The sequence below is a fragment of the Weizmannia sp. FSL W8-0676 genome (assembly GCF_038593015.1).
In the GTDB taxonomy this organism is placed as follows: domain Bacteria; phylum Bacillota; class Bacilli; order Bacillales; family Bacillaceae_C; genus Weizmannia; species Weizmannia coagulans.
In genome coordinates, this window is the sequence record NZ_CP151954.1 from 619,377 (window position 1) to 643,167 (window position 23,791).

Genomic DNA, 23,791 nt, shown 5'->3' on the forward strand with positions numbered 1-23,791 from the left:
ATTTTTGGAACACAAAAAGAAAAGAACGGGGTGGATCAAATGGTCCAATCAATCAATACAAAAGTGGATTTGGTGACAAAGGCAGCCGCACATATGGGATTGACAGATTACGGCAAGATCATGATCGGCGATAAAGGATTTGAATTTTTCAATGAGCGCGATGTGCGCAAATTCATTCAAATTCCTTGGGAAGAAGTCGATTACGTGATCGCTTCCGTCATGTTCAAGGGAAAATGGATCCCGCGTTATGCAATTAAAACGAAGCGAAACGGGACATACACCTTTTCTTCCAAAGATCCGAAAAGAGTGTTGCGGGCGGTCCGCCAATATGTTGACCCGAACCGGATGGTCCAGTCGCTGAGCTTCTTTGATGTTGTGAAGCGCAGTTTTAAGAAAAAACCGAAAAAGCAATAGTTTAAAAGACAAGGCAGGTTAAACTTGTCTTTTTTTGTTGGCCGTTCCGGGAAATGGCAGGAAGCGTACGGAAAATTTCCCTGAAGCCGGCCTTTTTGCACAGGGCCATCCGCAGCGCCATCCGGAGCCTGTGGGCGTTGTCATTTTGTAAATATTATGATATGTTTTTTTATGAAAGCATCAGGGGTATTGGCAGCTTTGTCTTACATAAAACTGTAAGTGCTTACAGTTTTGGCAAAATACAGAAACGGAGGATGGATGGAGATGGGAAACACGACACAGTTTGTGCCGGGGCTTGAAGGGGTTGTCGCTGTTGAAACGGAGCTTTCTTTTCTTGATACAGCCCAGGGTGAGATCGTTTTAAAGGGGTATGACTTGATCGAGTTGTCGAAAACGAAAAGCTATCTGGACATCGTGCATTTGCTTCTTGAAGGAACGCTCCCGAATGATGCCGAGAAAAAAGCGTTGGAAGAAACGTTAAAGAAAAACTACCGGATTCCGGAAGCTGTGCTGGACATTTTGAGGCTACTGCCGGCATCCACCCACCCGATGGATGCGCTCCGTACGGGGGTTTCGGCGCTTTCGGGGTATGATGAAAACCTGCAGGACCGTTCCCGCAAAGCCAATTTAAACCGTGCATACCATTTGCTCGGGAATGTGCCGAACATTGTCGCGAACAGCTACCATCTTTTAAACGGCGAAGACCCGGTTGAACCGCGGCAGGATTTGCCGTACAGCGCCAATTTCCTGTACATGATCACCGGCAAAGTCCCTTCGGAAAGGGAGGAACGCATTTTCGACCGTTCTCTCGTCCTGTACAGCGAACATGAACTGCCGAATTCGACTTTTACGGCAAGGGTCATTGCTTCCACACTGTCCGACTTATACGGGGCGTTAACGGGCGCGGTGGCATCGCTCAAGGGCCATCTGCACGGGGGCGCCAATGAAGCGGTGATGGAAATGCTGAAAGAAGCCGGCACGGTGGAAAAATTCGAAGAAATGCTTTATACGAAACTGAAAAATAAAGAAAAAGTAATGGGGTTCGGCCACCGCGTCTACATGAAAAAGATGGATCCGCGCGCCCTGATGATGAAAGAAGCGCTGAAGGAACTTTGTGAGGAAAAAGGGGATCATTCGCTGCTTGAAATGTGCGAAGCCGGGGAAAAAATTATGGCGCAGGAAAAAGGGCTCTATCCGAACCTCGATTATTATGCAGCCCCAGTTTACTGGATGCTCGGCATTCCGATTCCGCTTTATACGCCGATCTTTTTCAGCTCAAGAACGGTCGGGCTGTGCGCACACGTGATAGAGCAGCATGAAAACAACCGCCTGTTCCGTCCGCGCGTCCAATACAAAGGCCCGCGCGGTTTGCATCCGAAAGATTAAGTTTTAAAAAGGCTGGACCATTAAGAGATAAAGTGAACAAAAAGCCGGGATTGAAACGCTGTCTCAAATGATCCGGGCTTTGACCTGCAGATAAAGTTTGGAAAGGGGAATGTTTAAATTGGCCGGTACAACCGCTGTAAATGAAAAAACAGGGGAGCGGGACGCCCTGATAGAAGAAATTGCCCGTTATGTGGCAGACAAAGAGATTACGAGTTCCGAAGCTTTTGAGACTGCACGTTACGGGCTTTTGGATACGCTCGGATGCGGCATTCTCGCCCTCCGTTTTCCGGAGTGTGTAAAAATGCTCGGGCCGGTCGTCCCGGGTACGGCCGTGCCGAACGGGACGCATGTGCCAGGCACTTCCTATGTGCTCGATCCGGTTGCGGGGGCGTTTAATATTGGCTGCATGATCCGCTGGCTCGATTACAACGATACGTGGCTCGCGGCGGAGTGGGGGCACCCTTCTGACAATCTCGGCGGCATCCTTGCTGTTGCGGATTTTTTGAGCCGGACGCGCGTTGCCAATGGGAAAGCACCGCTAAGAGTGCGCGATGTGCTCGAGGCCATGATCAAAGCCCATGAAATTCAAGGTGTGCTTGCTTTGGAAAACAGTTTGAACCGCGTGGGGCTTGACCATGTTTTATTTGTCAAAGTGGCGACGACTGCTGTTGCGACAAAAATGCTCGGCGGAGGGAAAAATGAAATTATGAACGCCGTTTCCCACGCCTGGATTGATAACGGCCCGTTGCGCACATACCGGCACGCGCCGAATACCGGTTCGCGCAAATCATGGGCGGCCGGCGATGCAACCAGCAGGGGCGTGGCGCTTGCGCTTGTTGCGATGAAAGGGGAAATGGGCTATCAAACGCCGCTTTCCGCACCCGGGTGGGGATTCCAGGACGTGATGTTCAAAGGGAAAGAACTGAAACTGGCCCGCCCGCTCGGCTCCTATGTGATGGAAAATGTTTTATTTAAAGTATCGTATCCGGCAGAATTCCATGCACAGACGGCAGCGGAAGCCGCAGTCAAACTCCATCCGGTTGTAGCTGGGAAACTGGATCAAATCAGCCGGATTACAATTACGACGCATGAGTCCGCCATCCGCATCATTGACAAAAAAGGGCCGCTTCATAACCCTGCTGACCGCGACCATTGCATCCAGTATGTGACGGCAATCGGCCTGATCAAAGGCAATATTACAGCGGACGATTATGAAGATGCAGCCGCCGCTGACCCGCGCATTGATGCATTGAGGGAAAAAATGACGGTTGTTGAAAACAAACAATACAGCATCGATTACCTTGATCCGGATAAACGTTCCATCGCGAATGCCGTACAAGTCTTTTTTGAAGACGGCACATCAACTGAAAATGTGGAAGTCGAGTATCCGCTTGGCCACCGCTTCAGAAGGGAAGAAGCGATCCCGAAAATTATCACCAAGTTTTCGGATAATATCGCCACCCACTATTCCGCGAAGCAGCAGGAAAGGATCAAAGAAGCCTGCCTTGCGGGAGAAGCGCTTGAAAAAATGGCCGTTCATGAATTCGTCAATTTATTCACCTTGTAGAAAGGATGTTGCACCATGGTTTGGATTGTCAATCAGCCGTCCTCACAGGAGGCGCTTGCCAAACGGTTTAAGGAACGCATGCAGTCGCCAGGCATTTTGCAAATCCCCGGCGCGCATGATGCAATGGCGGCACTCATTGCAAAAAACACAGGGTTTGAGGCGCTTTATTTATCAGGGGCTGCCTATACCGCGAGCAAAGGGATCCCGGATCTTGGCATGATCACATCGACGGAGATGGCGGAGCGTGCACGCGATCTCGTGCGTGCCACCGATTTGCCGGTTCTTGTTGACATTGACACCGGATTCGGCGGCGTGCTGAACGTTGCCCGCACCGCCCGCGAAATGGCCGAAGCAGGTGTTGCGGCTGTTCAGATTGAAGACCAGCAGCTGCCGAAAAAATGCGGGCATTTAAATGGCAAACAGCTCGTTACCGCATCTGAAATGTGCGAGAAAATCAGGGCGTTGAAAAGTGTGACGCCGTCGCTTGTCGTTGTAGCCCGTACGGATGCGAGAGGCGTGGAAGGCGTGGAAGCGGCGCTGAAGCGGGCCAACGCCTATGTGGAGGCAGGTGCGGACGCCATTTTTCCGGAAGCTCTCGAGTCCCGTGAGGAGTTCCGTTTATTTGCGGAAAAAATAAAAGCGCCGCTCCTTGCCAACATGACCGAATTCGGCAAAACCCCTTATTATACGGCGGAAGAATTCGAAGAAATGGGTTATGCCATGGTTATTTATCCTGTCACTTCGCTGCGCGTTGCCGCAAAGGCTTATGAACGGGTATTTGAAAAGATTAAGAACGAAGGGACGCAAAAAAATGCCCTCTCCGACATGCAGACGAGGAAAGAGCTGTACAGCACGATTTCTTTAGAGGAATTTGAAGCGCTCGACCAGTCGATCGCTAAAACGATTCTTCCTGTTACGCCTGATCCTTCATCATCAACGTAAAGAAAAAGGGCAAACCCGCCTTTTCCGCGCGGATTTGCCCTTTTCAACTTAGCGGCCGGCCTGTTTAGATTTCTCCTGCGTCGTGGAGTAGTTTTCGCCAAATTCGTTTTTCAATCCGGATCCTGTTGTTTGGCCGGAAACTTCTGCGGCAGGATCGGCTGTTCCTGGAGCGGCCCTTTCATTGTGGGCAGAAGCATCATTGTCTGCGAGCACAAGATAGTGTCCGGCATCAATTTCGGCCGAATAGCGGTCCAGTTCGTCCTGCGGGAGATCGAGATTGGTCAGTTTTCTTGTCGTTTCGTCATAATAGCCCGGCTTGAAGAACCCTTTGATTTTCTCCCAGAGAGAGCTGTTTTGTTCATCCTGGGCAGAAGAGGTGTGGTCCACATTTGCGCCGGTCTGGTTTTTCAATAAAGTCCCATCATTCCCGTTTGAAATAATGGAAATATCGGAAGTGCTGTAGCCTTCTGCGGTCAACCGGTCTACTGCGTCAATCGTTTCCTGCAATGTTGTGTAAATGCCAACTACTTCTTTTGCCATCTCTATCTGCCTCCTAACGGTGATAGTGCACTTTTACCCGGTAGAAAAAGGGTTAAACGGTTTTCGCAGGTTTTGACATCTCCATAAAATTCAGTCAATATAAGATTGAATGGAGGGATTGAGATGGAACAATCTGCATATCTATCGTATGATGCAACAGAACTGGCCAGGCTCATAAAGCGAAAAGAAGTGAGTGTGGAAGAAGTGTTGGAGGCGGCAATGGCCCGGATTGAAAAAACAAACAGGCGTTTAAATGCCGTCATCCGGACACGGTTTGAGAAAGCAAAGAAGGAAGCGGCCGCGCTCCGTACAGATGAGCAGCCATTTGCTGGCGTGCCGGTTTTGCTCAAAGACATTTCCCAGGCGGTAAAGGGCGAGCTGCTCACATCCGGATCAAAACTGCTGCAGCAAAACCGCGCCAGAGAAGATGCTTTTTTTACGGCAAAATTGAGGGAAGCAGGATTTATCATCCTCGGGCAGACAAACGTGCCGGAATTTGGATTAAAAAATATTACGGAACCTGAACTTTACGGTCCGGCGCGAAATCCGTGGAATCCCCATTTTTCACCCGGCGGCTCAAGTGGCGGTTCCGCGGCTGCGGTGGCTTCCGGGATGGTACCGGTTGCCGGTGCAAGCGACGGCGGCGGATCGATCCGCATCCCTGCTTCTTTTACAAGTTTAACAGGATTAAAGCCGACAAGGGGAAGGACACCGGTCGGTCCGGGCCGCGGACGGCAATGGCAAGGGGCGGCTATTGACTTCGTGCTGGCAAAAACAGTCAGAGACAGTGCAGCGCTCCTCGATGTGCTGCAAACTGTGGAACCCGCTGCTGCTTTTCAAACGCCGCTTTTTCCGGGATATGTACAGGAACTAAAACAGAGCGGAACGAAAAAATACCGGATCGCATTTTCGGTTGCATCGCCAGTCGGGACGCCTGTCAGCCGCGACGCAAAACAGGCTGTCTATCAAACAGCAAAATGGCTGGAGCAGGAGGGCCATCTTGTGGAAGAAGCCGAAAATGGCGTTGACGGCAGGCGGCTGATGGAAAACTATTATTTAATGAACTGCGGGGAAATGGTTGCGGAACTTTCGGATTTGGAAAGCGCACTTGGACGCCCGCTTACGGAAAAAGATATGGAGCCGGTTTCGTGGGTCTTGTATGCTGCCGGGAAAAATGTCACGGCGGCGGAATACGCAAAGAGCCTTGCGGAGTGGGATAAAGCCGCAGCACAAATGGCTGCTTTCCATGAGACTTATGACCTGTATCTCACGCCTTCAACCGCGTTTCCGGCACCGAAAATCGGGGAACTTACCCAGACAGGGAAAGAGCGGGATCGATTGTTTGGCGTCACCGGGCTCCCGAAAGAAAAGCAGCAGGCGCTTGTCTATGAAATGTTTGAGCCGAGCTTAACGTTTTCCCCGTTTACGCAGCTCGCTAATTTAACCGGGCAGCCGGCGATCAGCCTGCCGGTCCATATAACGGCGGCCGGGCTTCCTTTCGGAATACAGCTGGTGGCGCCGAAAGGAAATGAACATTGGCTGCTGGATGTCGCATATGCGCTTGAACAGTCGGAACTTTGGGTTGGCATGCAGGGGAATCCCTGCCTTTAAAGCATAAATGAGGGGCTTTGTGCAGGCCCGGACGTTCTAAGGAATTGAAGGATTGAAAAGTGTTTGCCAAAAAGGATGGTTTTCATGTTACAATAAAATTACAAGAAAAAAAGCAGGGGAGCCGGTTTTGGCTGAGAGGATGCCGTTTTGCATCGACCCTTCACCTGATCTGGATAATGCCAGCGTAGGGAGTCTCATATTGAAGCATGTTTCGGCATGTTTTGGATGGACAGGCTTTCTTGCGCATGCAATGAAAGCTTTTTTATTTGAAAAAAAGGAGGAAAATTTGATGGAAAAATCGAATCAAGTAACGGTTTCTTTTTCAGTTGTTCCGCATATTAAAAGTGATGACTTATACGGTGTCGTAGACCGCGCGATCGAAGTTGTTCAAAACGCCGGCGTACGTTATGAAGTCGGGGCAATGGAAACGACGATGGAAGGCGATCTTGACGAACTGCTTGGGATCATCAAAAAAGCGCAGGATGCTTGCGTCCAAGCCGGTGCGATTGATGTCATCACATCGATCAAAATCCATTACAGGCCAAGCACCGGGGTGACAATGGATGAAAAAATTGCAAAATATCGCGAACAAGCGCCGCAGCCGGTTCGTTAACACGGCGCTCACGGCTGCCTGGCTCATTTTTTTGCTCTTCGTCTGGCAAGGGGCAACGGCCGGCTTTCATATCAGTGAATGGATGCTGCCAAAACCGACGGAAGTATGGCAGGAATTGAAAAATCTACAATGGATGGTTTGGCCCAATATTTGGCAAACTGCAAAAGAAGTATTGATCGGGCTTGCCTTTTCCATTATGATTGGCGCAGCGATTGCCGTTTTTATGGATATGGTTCCCGTTTTCCGGATGCTGGTCCGGCCGCTACTGGTCGTTTCGCAAACAATTCCGATTGTGGCGATTGCGCCGCTTTTCATCGTCTGGTTCGGATTCGGGCTCCAGTCAAAAGTTATTGTGGTCATTTTAATCTGCTTTTTCCCGCTGGCATTGAGCATCCTGGAAGGGTTTCAAACGGTGGATGATGACTTGGTGAAACTGTTAAAGACCATGCATGCATCAAAATGGCAAGTTTACAGGAAAGTCAAATTTCCGGCTGTGCTCCCTTACTTTTTTTCCGGTTTAAAAATTGCCGTTACATATAGTGTGATGGGTGCCATTATCGGTGAGTGGCTCGGCGCAAGCGAAGGGCTCGGCGTCATGCTGACAAGGGCGACAAAATCTTTTATGACTGCCCGCTTGTTTGCCATCTCCGCTGTCATCATTGGGCTCACATTTCTTTTATACGGCGCTGTTGAATGTTTGCAAAGGCTATCCGCACCATGGGTATATCGAAAGGAAGATCATCAATGAAGAAAATTTTAATCATGTTGCAGGCGGCCGTGTTGCTGCTTGCTGCCGGATGTGCCGGCAGCGGGCAGAAGGACAGCAGCAAAAAAGCGTTGCAAAAGGTGACGGTTGTGCTGGACTGGTTTCCGAACACCAATCATACCGGCCTGTATGTGGCTAAAACAAAACATTATTTTCAAAAGCAGGGCCTAGATGTGAAAATTATCCAGCCGGGAGACAATATCACGGCTGAACAGATGGTGGCCTCCGGGAAAGCGGATTTCGGGATCAGCTATCAGGAAAATGTCACCACGGCAAGGACGGAAGGAATCCCGATTGTATCCATTGCCGCGATCATCCAGCACAATACTTCCGGCTTTGCTTCTTTGAAAAAAGACAACATCACTTCTCCGAAAGATTTTGAAGGTAAACGTTACGGCGGCTGGGGTTCGCCGTCTGAAGAAGCCGTCATCAAAACGGTCATGGAAAAATACGGCGCCGACTACAGCAAAGTAAAAAATATCGTGCTCGGCCAGACGGATTTTTTCAAATCAATCGGACGTGAAGCGGATTTTGAATGGATTTATTACGGCTGGGACGGCATCCAGGCAGAGCGGAACGGGAAAAAACTGAATCTTATCATGGTCAAAGATCTCGACCCTGCGCTTGATTATTACAGCCCGGTCATCATTACAAGCGAAAAACTGGCCAAGGGGGATAAAACCCTTGTCAAATCATTTATGAAGGCTGCGGCGCAAGGTTATACATTTGCGATCAAGCACCCGGAACAGGCTGCCGATATCCTGATTCAGGACGTGCCGGATACAAATAAAGGGCTTGTCCGCGCCAGCCAGAAGTGGCTGAGCACGAAGTACCAGGACGATGCCGCGGAATGGGGGGTACAGAAGGAAGAAGTGTGGCGCCGTTATATGGACTTCCTTTATGACCATAAAGTCATTAAGAAAAAAATCAACATCAAGGCAGCCTACACAAACGAATTTCTTCCAAACCGGCCATGACGTATTTGCAATTGGAAGGCATTACGAAAACATTTGGAGGGAAAAAAGTGCTCGATGGCATTTCCGCAACGATCCAAAAAGGTGAGTTCTGCGCTTTTATCGGGCCGAGCGGGTGCGGAAAAAGCACGCTGTTAAATATCATTGCCGGGATTGAAAAGGCGGATGGCGGCAAAGTGATGCTTGGCGGCAAACCGGACGGGGTTCAGGATGCCGCCGGTTTCATGCCGCAGCAGGATTTGCTTCTGCCCTGGCGGACGGCACTGCAAAACATTGTCCTACCGCTTGAAATAAAAGGGGTGCGGAAACGGGAACGAATTTTGCGGGGGATGGAGGTACTCCGGCAGTTTGGCCTTGAAGATTACGCCGGCCACTATCCCGCCTCGCTCTCGGGCGGCATGCGGCAGCGGATCAGCTTTTTGCGCACGTATTTATGCGAAAAACCGGTTATGCTGCTAGACGAACCGTTCGGGAAGCTCGATGCCTTTACTAAAATGGATGTCCACCGCTGGCTGCTCGAATCATGGGAGAAAGGAAACCAGACGATTCTTATGGTTACCCATGATCTTGATGAAGCCGTGCTGCTATCGGACCGTGTTTTTGTCATGTCGCAGCAGCCGTCCGCCATCATCCACGAATTGAAGGTGCATTTGCCGCGCCCGCGGAAATGGGAGATGCTCTCTTTGGATGCGTTGAAAAAAGACAAAGATGAACTGTTAAGAGAACTTGCCTCATTTTTGGGGAAATAAAAAAAGGTTTGGAGATGCTCCAAACCTTTTTATAAGTTCAGCATATTGGATGCCGCATATTTTTCGACGGAAAGGCCGGTCCGGTCAATTTTGGCCGGTTCAACCAGCACATGCGGAAAATGGGCGTGGATCGTTTCTGCCATGGCCTCTGCCTGCCCGGACGGCACAAGCGAAATAACCGTCGGGCCGGCGCCGCTAATGACCGTCCCGTACGCGCCGAGTGATTTGGCCAGCCGGCGGATCTCCAAAAATTCGGGGATCAATTTTGTCCGGTACGGCTCGTGAAAACGGTCCTGTTCCATCATTTTTCCGGCCAGTTCGTACTGGCCGCTTATGAGCGCCGCAATAAAAAGGTTGCTGGCCGCACTTCCTTTTACTGCCTCTTTCCGTGCATAAAAATCAGGAAGCACTTTGCGCGCATCTTCCGTTTTTAACTCATAACCGGGAATAAACAGGAGCAAATCCGCCATGATGTCAAAAAACGGCACGACTTCGACTCGTCCGTCCCCTTGCTCGGCTGAAACAACGAGCCCGCCGAACAGGGATGCCGCGACATTATCCGGATGCCCCTCGATCCGCGAGGCAATGTCCAGCTTTTCCGCAAGCGAAAGCCCGAGATTTCCGGCAAAGTTGGCAAGTTCAATGCCGGCCACAACGGCTGAGGCGCTGCTGCCAAGCCCGCGGGCAAGCGGAATTTCACTGTCAACAATGACTTTGCACGGGGCCAGCCGGCTGCCATATAAATCCGCAACCTGCCGCGCAATTTTTAAGATAAAAGGGTCGCTGTCTTCCGGAAGCGGCGGCAAAAGGGGCGATACTTGTTCAAAAACCCATTCCTTGCTGCCGCACACTTCAAGCGTTAAGAAACGGTTGAGCGCCATGCCGACTGAATCAAATCCGGGCCCGAGATTTGCCGTGCTTGCGGGTACACGGATAACCAGCCTGTTCATACATGGATCACATTCGAAAGATAATCTGTCACGGCTTCTTCCGTTGCCGGCAGCACGGCAGGCCGGACTTCGACTTGGGACATGGCGGTTTGCGGGTCTTTAAGCCCGTTTCCGGTCAGGACAGCAACCACTTTGCTCCCTTTTTTGATCTGTCCCGTTTTGACCTGCTTGATGACACCGGCGATGGACGCACATGAACCCGGCTCGGCGAACGTCCCTTCATTGCGGGCGAGCAGCCGGAACGCATCAAGAATTTCTGGGTCTGACACCGAGTCGATCACGCCGCCTGATTCATCGCGGGCATTGACGGCCAGTTTCCAGCTTGCCGGGTTGCCGATCCGGATCGCGGTGGCGACCGTTTCCGGGTTTTCGATCACCCGGTCCCGGACGATGGCAGCCGCGCCTTCCGCTTCAAAGCCGTGCATTTCCGGCAGGCCGGTTTCAAATTTCTCATTGAACTCTTTGAATCCTTTCCAATACGCGCTGATGTTTCCGGCATTGCCGACCGGGATGGCAAGGACATCGGGTGCTGAACCCAGCTGCTCACAAATCTCGAAAGCTGCCGTTTTTTGGCCTTCCAGCCGGTAAGGGTTAACTGAGTTTACAAGTGTGACAGGCGAAGTTTCGCTTACTTTCCTGACGATTTTAAGCGCCTGGTCAAAATTGCCGTCAATTTCCACGATTTCAGCGCCGTACATAACGGCCTGCGCCAGTTTGCCAAGCGCGATTTTTCCGCTCGGAATCACGATGATCGCCCGGATCCCGGCTTTTGCAGCATAGGCGGCCGCAGAAGCGGATGTGTTGCCGGTGGAGGCGCAGATAACGGACCTGCTGCCGCTTTCGATCGCTTTCGCAACCGCCATCACCATGCCGCGGTCTTTAAAAGAGCCGGTCGGGTTCAACCCTTCAAATTTTCCGTACAATTCCACGCCGAGTTTTTCCGATAAGCGGGCAAACGGGATAAGCGGCGTATTGCCTTCAAATAATGTCAATTCTGGTGTTTTGTCTGTGACGGGTAAAAATGATTTGTACTGCTTGAGTAATCCTGGCCATTGATTCATGTCTTTACGCCTCTCCTTCAACACGGTAGTAGCTGTTCACTTCTTTGACAACAGGCATGTCATTTAACTGCTCGAGCGCCTTTTGGAAACGGTCGAGCGACACTTTGTGGGTGACAATGATGATTTCTGCAAGCTCATCGCGTTTATCAGGCGTCTGCAAAATCCGTTTAAAGCTGATGTTGAGCGCGCTGAAGGCGGCTGTAATTTTCGAAAATGCGCCGACCTGGTCTTTTAAATGCATACGGATATAAAATTGCCCGTAGCGCTGCTCAGACGGCATGAGTTTCCGTTCAAAGCGCGGGCCCCTGAGGTTCCGGCCGTTCACGCCGAGCTGCATGTTTTTAATCGCGGCAATACAATCGCTTACGACCGCTGTCGCAGTCGGCATGCTTCCGGCGCCGGGCCCGTAAAACATCGCCTCGCCGATTGCTTCCCCGTTAATATAAACGGCATTGAATTCATTTTTCACGGAAGCAAGCGGGTGTTTTTGGGCGATAAACGCCGGCTGCACGCTCACTTCAATATGTTCATCCTGGCATTCCGCCATGCCGATCAGCTTCATCGTATACCCAAGCGTTTTCCCGTAATGCAAATCTGCGGATGAAAGATGGGTAATGCCTTCCACTTCCACATCTTCAAGTTTCACATTTGTATAGAATGCGAGCCGTGCCAAAATCGCCATTTTTCTTGCCGCATCCAGGCCTTCCACATCTGACGTCGGGTCGGCTTCGGCAAAACCAAGTTCCTGTGCCTCTTTCAGCGCCTCGTCATAAGAAACGCCTTCATCCATCATTTTGGTCAGAATAAAATTGGTTGTCCCGTTGACGATCCCCATCACTTTTTGGATCCGGTCGGAAACAAGGCCGTCTGTAAGCCCCCTGATAATCGGGATGCCGCCGCCGACGCTTGCCTCATACAGCAAGTCACACTGGTTTTTCCAGGCCAGTTCCTGAAGCTCCGGGCCGTAGAGGGCAATTAAATCTTTGTTCGCGGTCACGACATGTTTTTTATTTTCAATCGCCTTGACAATGTACCGGCGGGCTTCATCAATTCCGCCTATCACTTCGACGACGACATCGATTTCCGGGTCATTTAATATCTCATCGGGATTTGTAGTGACAGAGGCGGGATCAATGTCTACACCGCGGTCTTTTTCGATGTTGCGCACGAGAATGCGTTTCACCTTTACTTCACGCCCAAGCTGGTGGACGAGTTCCTCCTGATGCTGCCGGATCAGTCTGACAACGCCGCAGCCAACGGTTCCGAGTCCAAGCAGTCCGATTGAAACGTCCGATTTCATTTGATCACACCTCTTTATGTATTTTTACAGAAAACAAATGTCTTTGTATAATAGACATTAAAGCATGATTACAGAGGAAGATCAAGTCTTTCTTTTTTAAAAAGTAAGAAAAAGAATCAGACGTGCAGTGCTGGTTGCGGGCGCCGCTCCAGGCAAACTTCGAGGATTTCAGCATTCATGGCGTCGTTTTTTTGGCTTATTTCAATCGCATGCGGGAGAAAGCGTTCAGCCGGCGAGACTGCGGTTTCCCCACATACATCGATGCCGAATACTTGTTTTTGATCGAGAATGGCCGAAATACAGGACAGCAATTCCTGCTTGCCCATCCTCCCCTGATCCCAGTTTGTCTCGGCAAAAGCCGGGGAAAGGACGTCTTTGTCAATGCTGATATAGACGGTATCTGTTGGAATGGCGGATAAAATCCGTTGCCGGTTTTCAAGATTCCGGCTGTTAAAAGGAAAGATTTGGACGGTTTGCGGCGGGCGGCGATGTGTTATGAAAGAAGTCGGGCCGATGATGGCAACTCTTTTCAGCAGCGGGTTCATTTTTAAGGCGTAGGAAACCCATGACCCGCATGACAGCAGTGTTTGTTCAAAGCTGTCGTCCATGTCCGGATGGTTGTCGAACAGCACAAGGGTGAACGGTTCCGGCGCTTCTTTTAAAAGCAGGGAGGTTACATAATGGTAATTGCCGCTTCCAAGAAAGGTGATGCCTTTTTGCTTGCGGCGGCCCAGTGCCGTTTCAATTTGGAAAAGCGCCTCTTTTTCACAAAAAAGATTGGTATGGCGGATATGTTTCAGGTTGATTGTTTCATGGGGAAAAGACTGGACCCTTTTTTGTTCATCATACGTTTCGTCAAAAGCCAATATCGTGACACCTTTATGCAATAAACCCATCTCTTTCATCTCCTTTAAGAAATCACAGAACGGGTTGAACAAGGTTCCTTTGAATGGCGGAATATTGAAACGATTTATGATTTATTTTATCACACTTTTTTAAAGCGTGCACCGTTTCCGGCTCAACAGGAAGGGGGCGGGAAAGATTACACACGTAAATTCTTGAAATGGCAACCGGCAAACGCCGCGCTCCCGCGTCCTTTTGGGGGGGATTTTCATCCGAATTTTTCATTGCGAGATTGCGGCATGAAAAGCGGAATCGCGCCGGCCGTATTATTTTTTCGCATCAAAATAAGCCTCCCTCATGCAGGAAGGCTTTATGCTCTATTAAACGATGACCGGCGGTTTGCGCACGAGGCTCATAATGCCTGCAATCAGGTAAAGCAGCGCCGGGAGCACCCCGAATCCGACGGTGAAAAAGAACACAAGCAATGCATCGATAATAAGCAAAATGCCTGACAGCTTCGGCCTTTTGTTATTCCTCAGTTGAACAGCGGCGACAATGCCGATCACCGTTCCGATGATAAGCACCACAGCAATTCCCCAGCCGAGCGCTTGGATCGTATGAAGGACTGTTTGAAAGTCGGCTTCCCGGATGGTGGCGCCACTTTTCATTTGGGCTTCCATTTCGTCGATAAAACTTTGGCTTTTCATGGTCATAGTCATGAAGATAACGAGAATTGCGGCAAGTCCGTTTAGCACCGCGCCAATGACGCTCAGTATAATTTCAGCAGTTCGTTTCATTTATACCCCCCCTTTCTTTCTTGTCTATAAAACCCATTCCCTTCCATAAATACGAAAAAAAACAAAAAAAGGATTCGGAAATTAGAAATTTTATGTTGCCGCATTCAAGCAGTGTTACAATAAAACTATGAGAACGGGGGTGTTTGGCAATGCAAATTTATACAAGCAAAGAAATTAAGGAAGCCGATGCAACGGCAGCTTCTTTCGGCATGGATACGTTTACGCTGATGGAAAATGCCGGAAGCGGCCTGTACCGGGCACTTGCGCCGCTCCTTTCCAAACGCGACACAATTGCGGTGCTATCCGGCAAGGGGAATAACGGCGGGGACGGAATCGTGCTTGCCCGCTATTTAAAACTGAACGGATACAAAGCGGATTTGATCTTTCCTTTAGGTCCGCCGCAAACGAAAGAGGCCGCGCAACATTTTTCCTATTTTCAATCGTGCGGCTTTGAAGCAGCCCCTTTTGACCGTGAGAAACAGTATGACTGGATCGCAGACGGGCTACTTGGCGTAGGTACCAGGCTGCCGCTCAGGGATGATCTTGCAGAAATAACCGATTGGATCAATACCCGGAAAGCAAAAGTGGCCGCCATTGACGTACCGACGGGAGTGGCGGGGGATACGGGTGATGCCGATCCGCATACCGTACACGCGGATTATACGTTTTCTCTCCATGGATTGAAACCGTCCAGCCTGTTATTCCCTTCTTCCGCTTATTTTGGCAAAACAAAGGCTGTCGAAATCGGCCTGCCGCATACATCAAAATGGAAAATTTGGTCGGAAGAAGATGTCATCCGTTCGCTTCCCGAAAGAAGCGGAAATGTCCATAAAGGCACGTTCGGGACCGGGCTTTTGGTTGCCGGAAGTGACGATATGCCGGGCAGCGCGGCGTTGGCTGCGATCGGCGCGATGCGGATGGGGATCGGGAAACTCTCCGTTTTTACGGAAAGCGGTGCTCGGAATGTAATTGCCACACTCGTTCCTGAAGCCACTTATTTAAAAAGGGATTTTTCAAAGCGGCTGAACGATTTGGGGCAGAAGTTTGCCGGGGTGGCCATCGGTCCCGGGATTGAACCGGATAAGCAGCTGGAGTCTTTCATTCAGGGCGTTTTAAAAGAACCGCTTCCTGTTGTCCTCGATGCGGGTGCATTACATAAAAGGGCATACCCGAAACGCACGGCTCCGGTCGTTTTAACGCCGCATCCGGGGGAATTTTCAAGGATGGCGGGCATTCCGGCCGGGCAAATGGCATCGGACAGGATCAGGCTTGCTTCCGCTTATGCGCAGGAACACGGGGTCACCGTCGTTTTAAAAGGGCAGTACACGGTGATGGCTTTTCCGGATGGCAGCGGCTATGTAAATGCAACCGGCAACAGCAGCCTGGCAAAAGGCGGAAGCGGCGATACATTAACCGGCATGCTCTTGGCAAATATATGCACGTATGCTAATATCAAGGAAGCGGTTGCCAATGCCGTTTATATTCACGGGGCATGCGCCGACTTGTGGATCCGGGAAAACGGGTCCTCTACACTCACTGCCCATGAATTTTCCCGGCTGCTTCCAAAAGTGATGCACCAATTGGAAACGGCCGCAAAAGATGCAGGGAAAGCGCCGGGTTTAGGAGAACGGTGACCGTTTTATAAAGAGGTGACAAATGATGCAAAAAATCAAGAAGGCGATTATCCCGGCAGCGGGGCTTGGAACACGTTTCCTGCCGGCGACGAAGGCAATGCCGAAAGAAATGCTTCCGATTGTCGATAAGCCGACAATCCAATATATTGTGGAAGAGGCCATTGATTCCGGCATTGAAGATATCATCATCGTAACCGGGAAAGGGAAACGGGCGATTGAAGACCATTTTGACCATGCATTTGAGCTTGAGGACAATTTGATCGCAAAGAAAAAATTTGATCTGCTTGAAAAAGTGCGCCAGCCTGCAGAAGTGGATATCCATTATATCCGGCAAAAGGAACCAAAAGGATTGGGCCACGCGATTTGGTGTGCGCGCAAATTTATCGGAAATGAACCGTTTGCCGTGCTCCTTGGAGATGACATCATCCAGGCTGAACCGCCTTGCCTGAAACAAATGATCGATGTTTATGAACAGGTCCATTCCAGCGTGATTGCCGTCATGGAAGTCGCGCGCGAGGAAACCAACCGTTACGGGATTATTGACCCGCTCGATCAAAAAGGAAGAATTTATGATGTGAAAGGCTTTGTAGAAAAGCCGAAAGTGGAGGAAGCGCCGTCAAATGTCGCCATTATCGGGCGGTATATTTTAACACCGGAGATTTTTGATTTCCTTTCATTGCAAAAGACCGGTTCAGGCGGAGAAATCCAGCTGACCGATGCCATTGAACAATTGAATGAAATCCAAAAAGTGTATGCCTATGCTTATGAAGGGAAACGCTACGATGTCGGCGAAAAGTTCGGGTTTATCAAATCGACGATTGAAATGGCGCTTTCCCGGGAAGATCTGCGCGATGATTTGCTCCGGTATTTGGAAGATTTGCAATGGAGAATACAAAACGACCGGATCTGAAGCTGCCGGGTCTGCCGGTAAAAACGCCTGTTTCGCGAAATGTGCGAACGCAGGCGTTTTTTATCGGACCTGTGTGAAGGGGGTGCGGGATACAATCTGAAGCTCCGGCTGCTTTTATGCAAAAAACAAACCCTGTCCATTGGCAAAAATCACACGGCCGGATGAAAAAAGATGTAAGATAGTAGCGAAAGCAAGGAAAGGATGGCACATTTTGAAAAAAGATGACCAAAGATTTAAACAGGCGCATAAGGAAGCATGGATCGGCGTCGGGCTTGTGCTGTTCAATTTTCTCTGGTGGTACGGTTTCGCTTACGGCTTAGGTACACGGCCGGCCAAACAGTACCATTATATATTTGGCATGCCGTCATGGTTTTTTTACAGCTGCATTGCCGGCTATATTGTCGTGACGGCGCTTGTCATCTTCATTGTGAAGTTCTTTTTCAAAGATATTCCTTTCGATGATGAAGAGGGGGACAAGCCATGAACTGGCCGGTACTGGCACCACTGCTCATTTTTTTGCTCATTATTTTTGCCGTTGGTTTTTGGGCCAATCAATATGTGATCAAAACGCAATCTTTTGTACATGAATATTTTCTTGGGAAACGGCAGCTCGGCGGCTTTATCCTTGCGATGACAATGGTGGCGACATACGGGAGCGCCAGCAGCTTTATCGGCGGCCCGGGCGTGGCGTACACGCAGGGGCTTGGCTGGGTGCTCCTTTCCATGGCGCAGCTTTCAACCGGTTATTTTGTCCTGATGGTACTCGGGAAAAAATTTGCGATTATGGCACGCAAATATGATGCGGTGACGCTGATTGACTTTTTAAAAGGCCGCTATCAAAGTGATACCGTCGTCATTTTGGCGGCAGCAAGCATTATTATTTTTCTGTTTTCATCCATGACGGCACAGTGGATCGGCGGGGCACGCCTTGTTGAATCGCTGACCGGCCTGCCGTATACGGCGTCGCTCCTGATTTTTGCCGCTTCTGTTACGCTGTTTGTCGTAGTCGGGGGATTTCGCGCAGTGGCGGTGACAGATGCGGTCCAAGGGACGGTCATGTTTCTCGGCACGCTTATTTTACTGGTGGCAACCATTAAAGCGGGCGGCGGGATGGAACATATTATGCACAATCTTGCTGCGCAGGACCCGGACCTGATTACGCCGTTCGGGCATGGGCACAGCCTGGCCCCTGCCTATGTATCGTCGTTTTGGATTTTGGTCGGGATCGGTGTCGTCGGCCTGCCGCAAATTACGGTCCGGGCGATGTCTTATAAAGATTCCCGGGCGATGCACAGGGCGATCATCATCGGTACCATTGTCATTGGTTTTATTATGTTCGGCATGCATTTTATCGGCGTGATGGCACGCGCTGTCATACCGGGTGTGGAAGTGCCGGATACGGTTATGCCGCTATTAACGATGAAAGTGCTGCCGCCAGTGCCGGCCGGTATTGTGCTCGCTGCCCCGATGGCCGCGATTATGTCCACCGTTGATGCGCTGCTTATTCTCGTCGGTTCTGCGCTCGTCAAAGACCTTTATTTGAATTATGTGAAGCCGGACGCATCCGAAAAACAGATGAAAGTAGCGAGTTTCGGCGTGACCGCAGCGGTTGCCGCCGTTGTCGTGCTGTTGTCGCTCAGCCCGCCGAAATTGATCATATGGCTCAACTTGTTTTCCTTTGGCGGTCTGGAATCCGTATTTATATGGCCGGTTATTTTCGGCCTGTACTGGAAAAAAGGAAACAAGTACGGCGCGGTTTGTTCCATGATACTCGGTATGGGCTCGTACATTTTGCTGGACCGCCTGCACCCAAACCCGTTCGGATTGCATACAGTTGTGCTTCCGGTTCTTATTTCATGCGCCGGGTTTATTGCGGCGAGCCCCCTCTTCGGGCGCAAAAGGGCTGCCATTCGGGCCGGGGCCGAGTAATCCGGCGCCCCAAATTGAAATTTTGGCTAAAAATGCGCGGTGCCCGGGGAAAGCCTGCAAAATAAGAATCAATCGGACCGGGACGAGTCATCCTCCCGGCCCCTGATTGAAAGACAGCCTCGAAAATTTTGCCGAAAAAGCGAAGCTGCCCGCAAATAATTTGGTGTAAATCCGCAAAAAATGGCCAAAATTTTCCCCGGGATAAATGCACGGCAGATTGGAAGCGTTTCAAAATGGGGTAGCCAATTATGGTTGGAACCGAAGCTTTCGCTGTTCTTCTGCCTGAAGCAGGTTCATGATGGCTGGAATTTAAGGCTGCGAAAAAATTTTTCGTTGCATCTCTCCCGGAATTGTGGTAATATAATGATTGTCATCTGCGGGACATTAGCTCAGTTGGAAGAGCAGCTGACTCTTAATCAGCGGGTCGTGGGTTCGAGCCCCTCATGTCCCATCACGAAGCAATATGATGCACAAATGTGACATTATATTGCTTTTTTTATTTTTATAAAGTTTTTTAGGCGGATAAATCGGCTAAAAAATAACAAGCGGACATATTCAGGCATACTATATTGTGGTATAATAAAATAGTTGCAGGTTTCGCAGCTATTTATGAATCGAAGAAAAAAGGAGATGATAACTGATGGATTCTGACGCGCATCCGAGGTCGTGCATGAAACATAAGCAAGAGGAAGTCTTCATACTGGCCTCGACCAATCCTACAGGTTATCAGTTTCTGGAAGAGTAAAGTATGCTTGAGCTTCCTCAAAAGTGAAGAGGAGGTGGCCTGCATGTTAAATATGTATTTAACGGACGAAAACGGCAAACTGAAGGAAACAGAAACTTTGTCAAAAGGATGCTGGGTGAACCTGGTGAACCCGACAGAGGAAGAAATCAACCAGGTTGTCCAGCAAACGAATATACCGGCCGATTTTATTAAAGACCCGCTGGATGTCGATGAACGCTCCCGTATTGAAAAAGAAGACGATGATATTTTAATCATTGTCGGCCTTCCCGTTAAGGTAAAGGACGATGTGGACTCCGCGCTGTATGATACGATTCCGCTCGGGATTATCGTCACGCCTTTTTATTTCATCACGGTCTGCCTGCAGGATAATCCGATTATCGGAAAGTTTATCCACAGACGGGTGCGCGGGTTTTACACCTACATGAAAACCAGATTTACCCTTCAAATTCTATATGAAGTTGCAAGTTATTATTTAAACTATTTAAAATATATCGACCGCAGATCAAGCCTGATCGAACGCGAATTGCACGAATCGATGCGAAACGAGGAACTGTTCGAACTGCTGAGCCTTGAAAAGACACTCGTGTATTTTACGACCTCATTAAAAGCCAATAAAATCGTCATGGAAAAAATGACACGGCAGCATTTCCTAAAAGTATATGAAGATGACATGGACTTACTGGATGACGTCATGATTGAAGTCAAACAGGCAATCGAAATGTGTGAAATCCACAGCAATATTTTAAGTGGTATGATGGATGCCTATGCTTCTGTCATTTCCAATAACGTGAACGGCGTGATGAAATTTTTAACGACGGTCACGATTATCCTTTCCCTGCCAACGATGGTATCTAGCTTTTTCGGAATGAATCTTCACGGCCTGCCGTGGCAATCAAGCCCCCATGGTTTTTGGCTGGCGTTTTTGGTCTCTCTGGTTCTTTCCAGTGTCACAGCCATCATTTTTTGGAAAAAAAGGTATTTCTAACACATCCGGGAGATGGATTTGCATAAAATTCATCTCCTTTTTTGTTTCTTCCTTGTGAATGTGCAGGTTTCACAAGCGGGAAGCGGTTTTTTTGCGGCAATCTCTATACGGAATTCTGCATAAATATGCAAATATAAAATGGAAGCACTTACAATGTAAAAAGGCGGGAAAAACCTATTTTAATTGAATCGCGGCTGGAAAGCAATATTTGAAAGAAGAAAGTTTATAAATGATTTATTCATTTGTCACCAATCTGACACAGCCATAGCATGTGAAATCGCATATAATAGAGCCATAAAGAAAAGAAATATTGAAAAACAGCAGAAAATCATGTGAAATTATTCACAAACTTTATTTTTTACCCTTTTATGTGAAATTCTTCACAAAATCACCAGAATGGAGGCCACGATCATGGCAATTGATGAAAAAGTTGTTGGCAAATCCGCACAAATCACGGAAATGGTAAATTCCCTCGTCGCCAAAGGCCAAAAAGCACTGCGTGAATTTATGGAACTGGATCAGGCGCAAGTGGACAATATCGTAAAACAAATGGCGCTTGCAGGGCTGGAACAGCATATGGTGCTCGCCAAAATGGCCGTGGAAGAAACAGGGCGCGGCGTATATGAAGACAAAATTACAAAAAACCTGTTTGCAACAGAATACATCTACCACAATATTAAATATAACAAAACAGTCGGCATCATTGATGAAAACAATAATGAAGAAATTGTCAAATTCGCGGAGCCAGTCGGCGTTATTGCCGGGGTCACGCCTGTAACAAACCCGACATCAACCACGATGTTTAAAGCGTTAATTGCGATTAAAACACGCAACCCGATCATTTTCGCATTCCACCCGTCCGCGCAAAAATGCAGCAGCCATGCCGCAAAAGTCATGCTGGACGCTGCTGTGAAAGCCGGCGCGCCGGAAAACTGCATCCAATGGATCGAAAAACCGGCCATTGAAGCGACACAGCAATTGATGAAACATTCGGGCATTTCGCTGATTCTTGCAACGGGCGGTTCCGGCATGGTAAAGTCCGCATATTCGAGCGGGAAACCTGCGCTTGGCGTCGGGCCGGGGAACGTCCCTTGCTATATTGAAAAATCTGCTGATATCAAACGCGCCGTCAATGACCTGATTTTATCCAAAACGTTTGACAATGGCATGATCTGTGCGTCGGAACAGGCTGTCATTATCGACAAAGAAATTTATGACCATGTAAAAAACGAATTGATTGCAAATCATTGCTACTTCCTGAATGAAGCGGAGAAGAAAAAAGTTGAGAAAACCGTCATCAATGAAAAGACGCAATCCGTCAACAGCGCCATTGTCGGCAAACCGGCCTATGAAATTGCAAAAATGGCAGGCGTGGACGTCCCGGAAGATACCAAAATTTTAATTGCTGAACTTACAGGCGTCGGCCCGGACTATCCACTTTCCAGAGAAAAATTGAGCCCGGTTTTGGCCTGCTACAAAGCCAGCAGCACAAAACAAGGTTTCGAATTTGCGGAAGCCATGCTCGAATTCGGCGGACTCGGCCACTCGGCTGTGATCCATTCGACAAATGATGAAGTCATTGAACAATACGGCTTAAAAATGAAAGCCGGCCGGATCATTGTCAACTCCCCGTCTTCGCAAGGGGCAATCGGCGACATTTACAATGCCTACATGCCTTCTTTGACGCTCGGTTGCGGCACGTTCGGCGGCAACTCAGTGTCCACAAACGTCGGTGTCATTAATCTGTACAATGTAAAAACAATGGCGAAACGGAGAGTCAATATGCAATGGTTTAAAATTCCACCACGCGTGTATTTTGAAAAGAACTCGGTCCAATACCTGGAAAAAATGCCGGATATCTCAAGTGCCTTTATTGTCACCGATCCGGATATGGTCCGGCTCGGATTTGTTGAGAAAGTGCTATACTACTTGCGGAAACGCCCGGACTATGTCCACTGTGAAATTTTCTCTGAAGTCGAACCGGATCCGTCCATTGAAACAGTACGGAAAGGCGCCGAAGCAATGGCAAGCTTCCAGCCGGACGTCATTATCGCGCTTGGCGGCGGGTCGGCCATGGACGCTGCAAAGGGCATGTGGCTGTTCTATGAGCATCCGGAAGTTGATTTCAACGAATTGAAGCAAAAATTTATGGATATCCGGAAACGGGTTGCCAAATTCCCGAAACTGGGTGAAAAAGCGCAGCTGGTCTGCATTCCGACCACATCGGGCACCGGTTCTGAAGTGACTTCTTTCGCCGTCATTTCGGATAAAAAGAACAATACAAAATATCCGCTCGCAGACTACGAACTGACGCCGGATGTTGCGATCATTGACCCGCAGTTTGTCATGACCGTCCCGAAATCCGTAACAGCCGATACCGGGATGGACGTTTTGACCCATGCGATTGAAGCCTATGTTTCCAACATGGCCAATGACTATACGGACGGCCTGGCAATTAAGGCCATCCAGCTTGTTCACGAATACTTGCCGAAAGCATACGCAAATGGGAGCGATCAACTGGCACGCGAAAAGATGCACAATGCATCGACTTTGGCAGGGATGGCATTCTCGAATGCATTCCTTGGCATCAACCATTCGCTTGCCCATAAAATCGGCGCTGAATTCCATATTCCGCACGGGCGGGCCAACGCGATTCTCTTGCCGCATGTTATCCGCTATAATGCGCAAAGGCCGAAAAAATTTGCGGCATTCCCGAAATACGAACATTTCGTAGCGGATCAGCGCTACGCGGAAATTGCGCGTATTCTCGGGCTGCCGGCAAGCACGACAGAAGAAGGCGTCGAAAGCCTTTGCCAGGAAATTATCCGGATGTGCAAACTGTTCAATATGCCGCTTAGCCTGAAAGCAGCCGGCGTGAACCGGGCGGACTTTGAAAAACGGGTTGCCGTTATTGCAGACCGCGCATTTGAAGACCAATGCACGCCTGCAAACCCGAAATTGCCGCTTGTCAGCGAATTGGAAGACATTTTACGCAAAGCTTTTGAAGGCGTTGAAGAAAAATAAACGATTTTTTAAGAGCCCGGCTGTGAACCGGGCTCTTTTCTTTTCCGGCCG

General features: G+C 49.3%; 21 protein-coding genes, 1 tRNA gene and 1 riboswitch. Of the genes, 16 read left to right on the forward strand and 6 right to left on the reverse strand.

Going from position 1 to position 23,791, the window contains the following annotated elements; all coding sequences use genetic code 11:
- Window positions 1-39: 39 nt before the first annotated feature.
- The 4 genes from NST20_RS02935 (at window position 40) to prpB (ending at window position 4,309) form a co-directional block, all read left to right on the forward strand.
- Window positions 40-414 carry a DUF956 family protein gene (locus NST20_RS02935; RefSeq protein ID WP_258921914.1) on the forward strand — a complete coding sequence of 125 codons (375 nt, stop codon included), beginning with the start codon at window positions 40-42 and terminating at the stop codon, window positions 412-414.
- A gap of 264 nt (window positions 415-678) precedes the next feature.
- Window positions 679-1,800 (forward strand): citrate synthase, encoded by a 1,122-nt coding sequence (gene mmgD, locus NST20_RS02940; protein WP_342400035.1) that lies wholly within the window; start codon window positions 679-681, stop codon window positions 1,798-1,800.
- Between the two features lie 109 nt (window positions 1,801-1,909).
- Window positions 1,910-3,367 carry a 2-methylcitrate dehydratase gene (gene prpD, locus NST20_RS02945; RefSeq protein ID WP_328004790.1) on the forward strand — a complete coding sequence of 486 codons (1,458 nt, stop codon included), beginning with the start codon at window positions 1,910-1,912 and terminating at the stop codon, window positions 3,365-3,367.
- Between the two features lie 15 nt (window positions 3,368-3,382).
- The gene (gene prpB / locus NST20_RS02950) at window positions 3,383-4,309 is read left to right on the forward strand and encodes a methylisocitrate lyase (RefSeq protein WP_061574969.1); all 927 of its coding nucleotides are present in this window, start codon (window positions 3,383-3,385) and stop codon (window positions 4,307-4,309) included.
- 48 nt (window positions 4,310-4,357) lie between these two features.
- Here prpB and NST20_RS02955 read toward each other — a convergent pair whose 3' ends face one another.
- Window positions 4,358-4,849: a general stress protein gene (locus NST20_RS02955; protein WP_061574970.1), complete on the reverse strand. Its 492-nt coding sequence runs from the start codon at window positions 4,847-4,849 to the stop codon at window positions 4,358-4,360.
- A 123-nt stretch (window positions 4,850-4,972) separates the two neighbouring features.
- Here NST20_RS02955 and NST20_RS02960 point away from each other — a divergent pair, with 123 nt between their 5' ends.
- The 5 genes from NST20_RS02960 to NST20_RS02980 all read left to right on the forward strand — a co-directional run bounded on the left by NST20_RS02960 (window position 4,973) and on the right by NST20_RS02980 (window position 9,562).
- Window positions 4,973-6,460, forward strand: coding sequence for an amidase (locus NST20_RS02960; RefSeq protein ID WP_342400036.1), 1,488 nt, complete (start codon window positions 4,973-4,975; stop codon window positions 6,458-6,460).
- 104 nt (window positions 6,461-6,564) lie between these two features.
- Window positions 6,565-6,668, forward strand: a riboswitch (TPP riboswitch).
- An 81-nt stretch (window positions 6,669-6,749) separates the two neighbouring features.
- A complete protein-coding gene (locus tag NST20_RS02965) occupies window positions 6,750-7,073 on the forward strand; it encodes an MTH1187 family thiamine-binding protein (protein WP_029141401.1) in 324 nt (107 codons plus the stop codon).
- Window positions 7,024-7,821 carry an ABC transporter permease gene (locus NST20_RS02970; protein WP_342400037.1) on the forward strand — a complete coding sequence of 266 codons (798 nt, stop codon included), beginning with the start codon at window positions 7,024-7,026 and terminating at the stop codon, window positions 7,819-7,821. Before NST20_RS02965 ends, NST20_RS02970 begins: the two co-directional genes overlap by 50 nt.
- Entirely contained in the window at window positions 7,818-8,816 is a 999-nt protein-coding gene (locus NST20_RS02975) for an ABC transporter substrate-binding protein (RefSeq protein WP_342400038.1), read from the forward strand. The genes NST20_RS02970 and NST20_RS02975 overlap by 4 nt, the downstream gene beginning before the upstream one ends.
- Window positions 8,813-9,562, forward strand: a complete 750-nt coding sequence (locus NST20_RS02980) for an ABC transporter ATP-binding protein (RefSeq protein WP_342400039.1) — start codon at window positions 8,813-8,815, stop codon at window positions 9,560-9,562. Before NST20_RS02975 ends, NST20_RS02980 begins: the two co-directional genes overlap by 4 nt.
- 29 nt (window positions 9,563-9,591) lie before the next feature.
- Here the strand turns inward: NST20_RS02980 and thrB are convergent, their stop codons facing one another.
- From thrB to NST20_RS03005, 5 genes are all read right to left on the reverse strand, one after another.
- A complete protein-coding gene (thrB, locus tag NST20_RS02985; protein ID WP_342400040.1) occupies window positions 9,592-10,512 on the reverse strand; it encodes a homoserine kinase in 921 nt (306 codons plus the stop codon).
- A complete protein-coding gene (thrC, locus tag NST20_RS02990; RefSeq protein ID WP_013858514.1) occupies window positions 10,509-11,573 on the reverse strand; it encodes a threonine synthase in 1,065 nt (354 codons plus the stop codon). The genes thrB and thrC overlap by 4 nt, the downstream gene beginning before the upstream one ends.
- Window positions 11,574-11,577: 4 nt before the next feature.
- The gene (locus NST20_RS02995; protein ID WP_342400041.1) at window positions 11,578-12,873 is read right to left on the reverse strand and encodes a homoserine dehydrogenase; all 1,296 of its coding nucleotides are present in this window, start codon (window positions 12,871-12,873) and stop codon (window positions 11,578-11,580) included.
- 116 nt (window positions 12,874-12,989) lie between these two features.
- Window positions 12,990-13,769 carry an arginase family protein gene (locus NST20_RS03000; RefSeq protein ID WP_207368517.1) on the reverse strand — a complete coding sequence of 260 codons (780 nt, stop codon included), beginning with the start codon at window positions 13,767-13,769 and terminating at the stop codon, window positions 12,990-12,992.
- A 327-nt stretch (window positions 13,770-14,096) separates the two neighbouring features.
- On the reverse strand, window positions 14,097-14,513 hold the full coding sequence (locus NST20_RS03005; protein WP_342400042.1) for a DUF4064 domain-containing protein: 417 nt from the start codon (window positions 14,511-14,513) through the stop codon (window positions 14,097-14,099).
- A gap of 149 nt (window positions 14,514-14,662) precedes the next feature.
- Here NST20_RS03005 and NST20_RS03010 point away from each other — a divergent pair, with 149 nt between their 5' ends.
- From NST20_RS03010 to adhE, 7 genes are all read left to right on the forward strand, one after another.
- Complete coding sequence (locus NST20_RS03010; RefSeq protein ID WP_342400043.1) at window positions 14,663-16,147, forward strand: NAD(P)H-hydrate dehydratase; 1,485 nt, start codon at window positions 14,663-14,665, stop codon at window positions 16,145-16,147.
- Window positions 16,148-16,169: 22 nt separating this feature from the next.
- Window positions 16,170-17,057, forward strand: coding sequence for a UTP--glucose-1-phosphate uridylyltransferase GalU (gene galU, locus NST20_RS03015; RefSeq protein ID WP_081105606.1), 888 nt, complete (start codon window positions 16,170-16,172; stop codon window positions 17,055-17,057).
- A gap of 211 nt (window positions 17,058-17,268) precedes the next feature.
- Window positions 17,269-17,541 (forward strand): YhdT family protein, encoded by a 273-nt coding sequence (locus tag NST20_RS03020; RefSeq protein ID WP_013858520.1) that lies wholly within the window; start codon window positions 17,269-17,271, stop codon window positions 17,539-17,541.
- The gene (gene panF / locus NST20_RS03025) at window positions 17,538-18,986 is read left to right on the forward strand and encodes a sodium/pantothenate symporter (protein WP_342400044.1); all 1,449 of its coding nucleotides are present in this window, start codon (window positions 17,538-17,540) and stop codon (window positions 18,984-18,986) included. Before NST20_RS03020 ends, panF begins: the two co-directional genes overlap by 4 nt.
- A 378-nt stretch (window positions 18,987-19,364) precedes the next feature.
- A tRNA-Lys gene (locus NST20_RS03030) sits at window positions 19,365-19,437 on the forward strand.
- Window positions 19,438-19,774: 337 nt separating this feature from the next.
- The gene (locus NST20_RS03035) at window positions 19,775-20,716 is read left to right on the forward strand and encodes a magnesium transporter CorA family protein (protein WP_237348957.1); all 942 of its coding nucleotides are present in this window, start codon (window positions 19,775-19,777) and stop codon (window positions 20,714-20,716) included.
- Window positions 20,717-21,127: 411 nt separating this feature from the next.
- Complete coding sequence (adhE, locus tag NST20_RS03040; protein ID WP_237348958.1) at window positions 21,128-23,740, forward strand: bifunctional acetaldehyde-CoA/alcohol dehydrogenase; 2,613 nt, start codon at window positions 21,128-21,130, stop codon at window positions 23,738-23,740.
- Window positions 23,741-23,791: the final 51 nt, after the last annotated feature.

Bases quoted from the DNA above. Each gene is read 5' to 3' on its own strand.
- galU (WP_081105606.1), top strand. From the start codon at position 16,170: ATGATGCAAAAAATCAAGAAGGCGATTATCCCGGCAGCGGGGCTTGGA.
- NST20_RS03005 (WP_342400042.1), bottom strand. From the start codon at position 14,513: ATGAAACGAACTGCTGAAATTATACTGAGCGTCATTGGCGCGGTGCTA.
- NST20_RS02960 (WP_342400036.1), top strand. From the start codon at position 4,973: ATGGAACAATCTGCATATCTATCGTATGATGCAACAGAACTGGCCAGG.
- NST20_RS02965 (WP_029141401.1), top strand. From the start codon at position 6,750: ATGGAAAAATCGAATCAAGTAACGGTTTCTTTTTCAGTTGTTCCGCAT.
- adhE (WP_237348958.1), top strand. From the start codon at position 21,128: ATGGCAATTGATGAAAAAGTTGTTGGCAAATCCGCACAAATCACGGAA.
- thrB (WP_342400040.1), bottom strand. From the start codon at position 10,512: ATGAACAGGCTGGTTATCCGTGTACCCGCAAGCACGGCAAATCTCGGG.
- NST20_RS03000 (WP_207368517.1), bottom strand. From the start codon at position 13,769: ATGGGTTTATTGCATAAAGGTGTCACGATATTGGCTTTTGACGAAACG.
- mmgD (WP_342400035.1), top strand. From the start codon at position 679: ATGGGAAACACGACACAGTTTGTGCCGGGGCTTGAAGGGGTTGTCGCT.
- prpB (WP_061574969.1), top strand. From the start codon at position 3,383: ATGGTTTGGATTGTCAATCAGCCGTCCTCACAGGAGGCGCTTGCCAAA.
- NST20_RS02935 (WP_258921914.1), top strand. From the start codon at position 40: ATGGTCCAATCAATCAATACAAAAGTGGATTTGGTGACAAAGGCAGCC.
- NST20_RS02980 (WP_342400039.1), top strand. From the start codon at position 8,813: ATGACGTATTTGCAATTGGAAGGCATTACGAAAACATTTGGAGGGAAA.
- NST20_RS02975 (WP_342400038.1), top strand. From the start codon at position 7,818: ATGAAGAAAATTTTAATCATGTTGCAGGCGGCCGTGTTGCTGCTTGCT.
- NST20_RS02955 (WP_061574970.1), bottom strand. From the start codon at position 4,849: ATGGCAAAAGAAGTAGTTGGCATTTACACAACATTGCAGGAAACGATT.
- NST20_RS03035 (WP_237348957.1), top strand. From the start codon at position 19,775: ATGTTAAATATGTATTTAACGGACGAAAACGGCAAACTGAAGGAAACA.
- NST20_RS02995 (WP_342400041.1), bottom strand. From the start codon at position 12,873: ATGAAATCGGACGTTTCAATCGGACTGCTTGGACTCGGAACCGTTGGC.
- NST20_RS02970 (WP_342400037.1), top strand. From the start codon at position 7,024: ATGAAAAAATTGCAAAATATCGCGAACAAGCGCCGCAGCCGGTTCGTT.
- thrC (WP_013858514.1), bottom strand. From the start codon at position 11,573: ATGAATCAATGGCCAGGATTACTCAAGCAGTACAAATCATTTTTACCC.
- NST20_RS03010 (WP_342400043.1), top strand. From the start codon at position 14,663: ATGCAAATTTATACAAGCAAAGAAATTAAGGAAGCCGATGCAACGGCA.
- prpD (WP_328004790.1), top strand. From the start codon at position 1,910: ATGTTTAAATTGGCCGGTACAACCGCTGTAAATGAAAAAACAGGGGAG.
- panF (WP_342400044.1), top strand. From the start codon at position 17,538: ATGAACTGGCCGGTACTGGCACCACTGCTCATTTTTTTGCTCATTATT.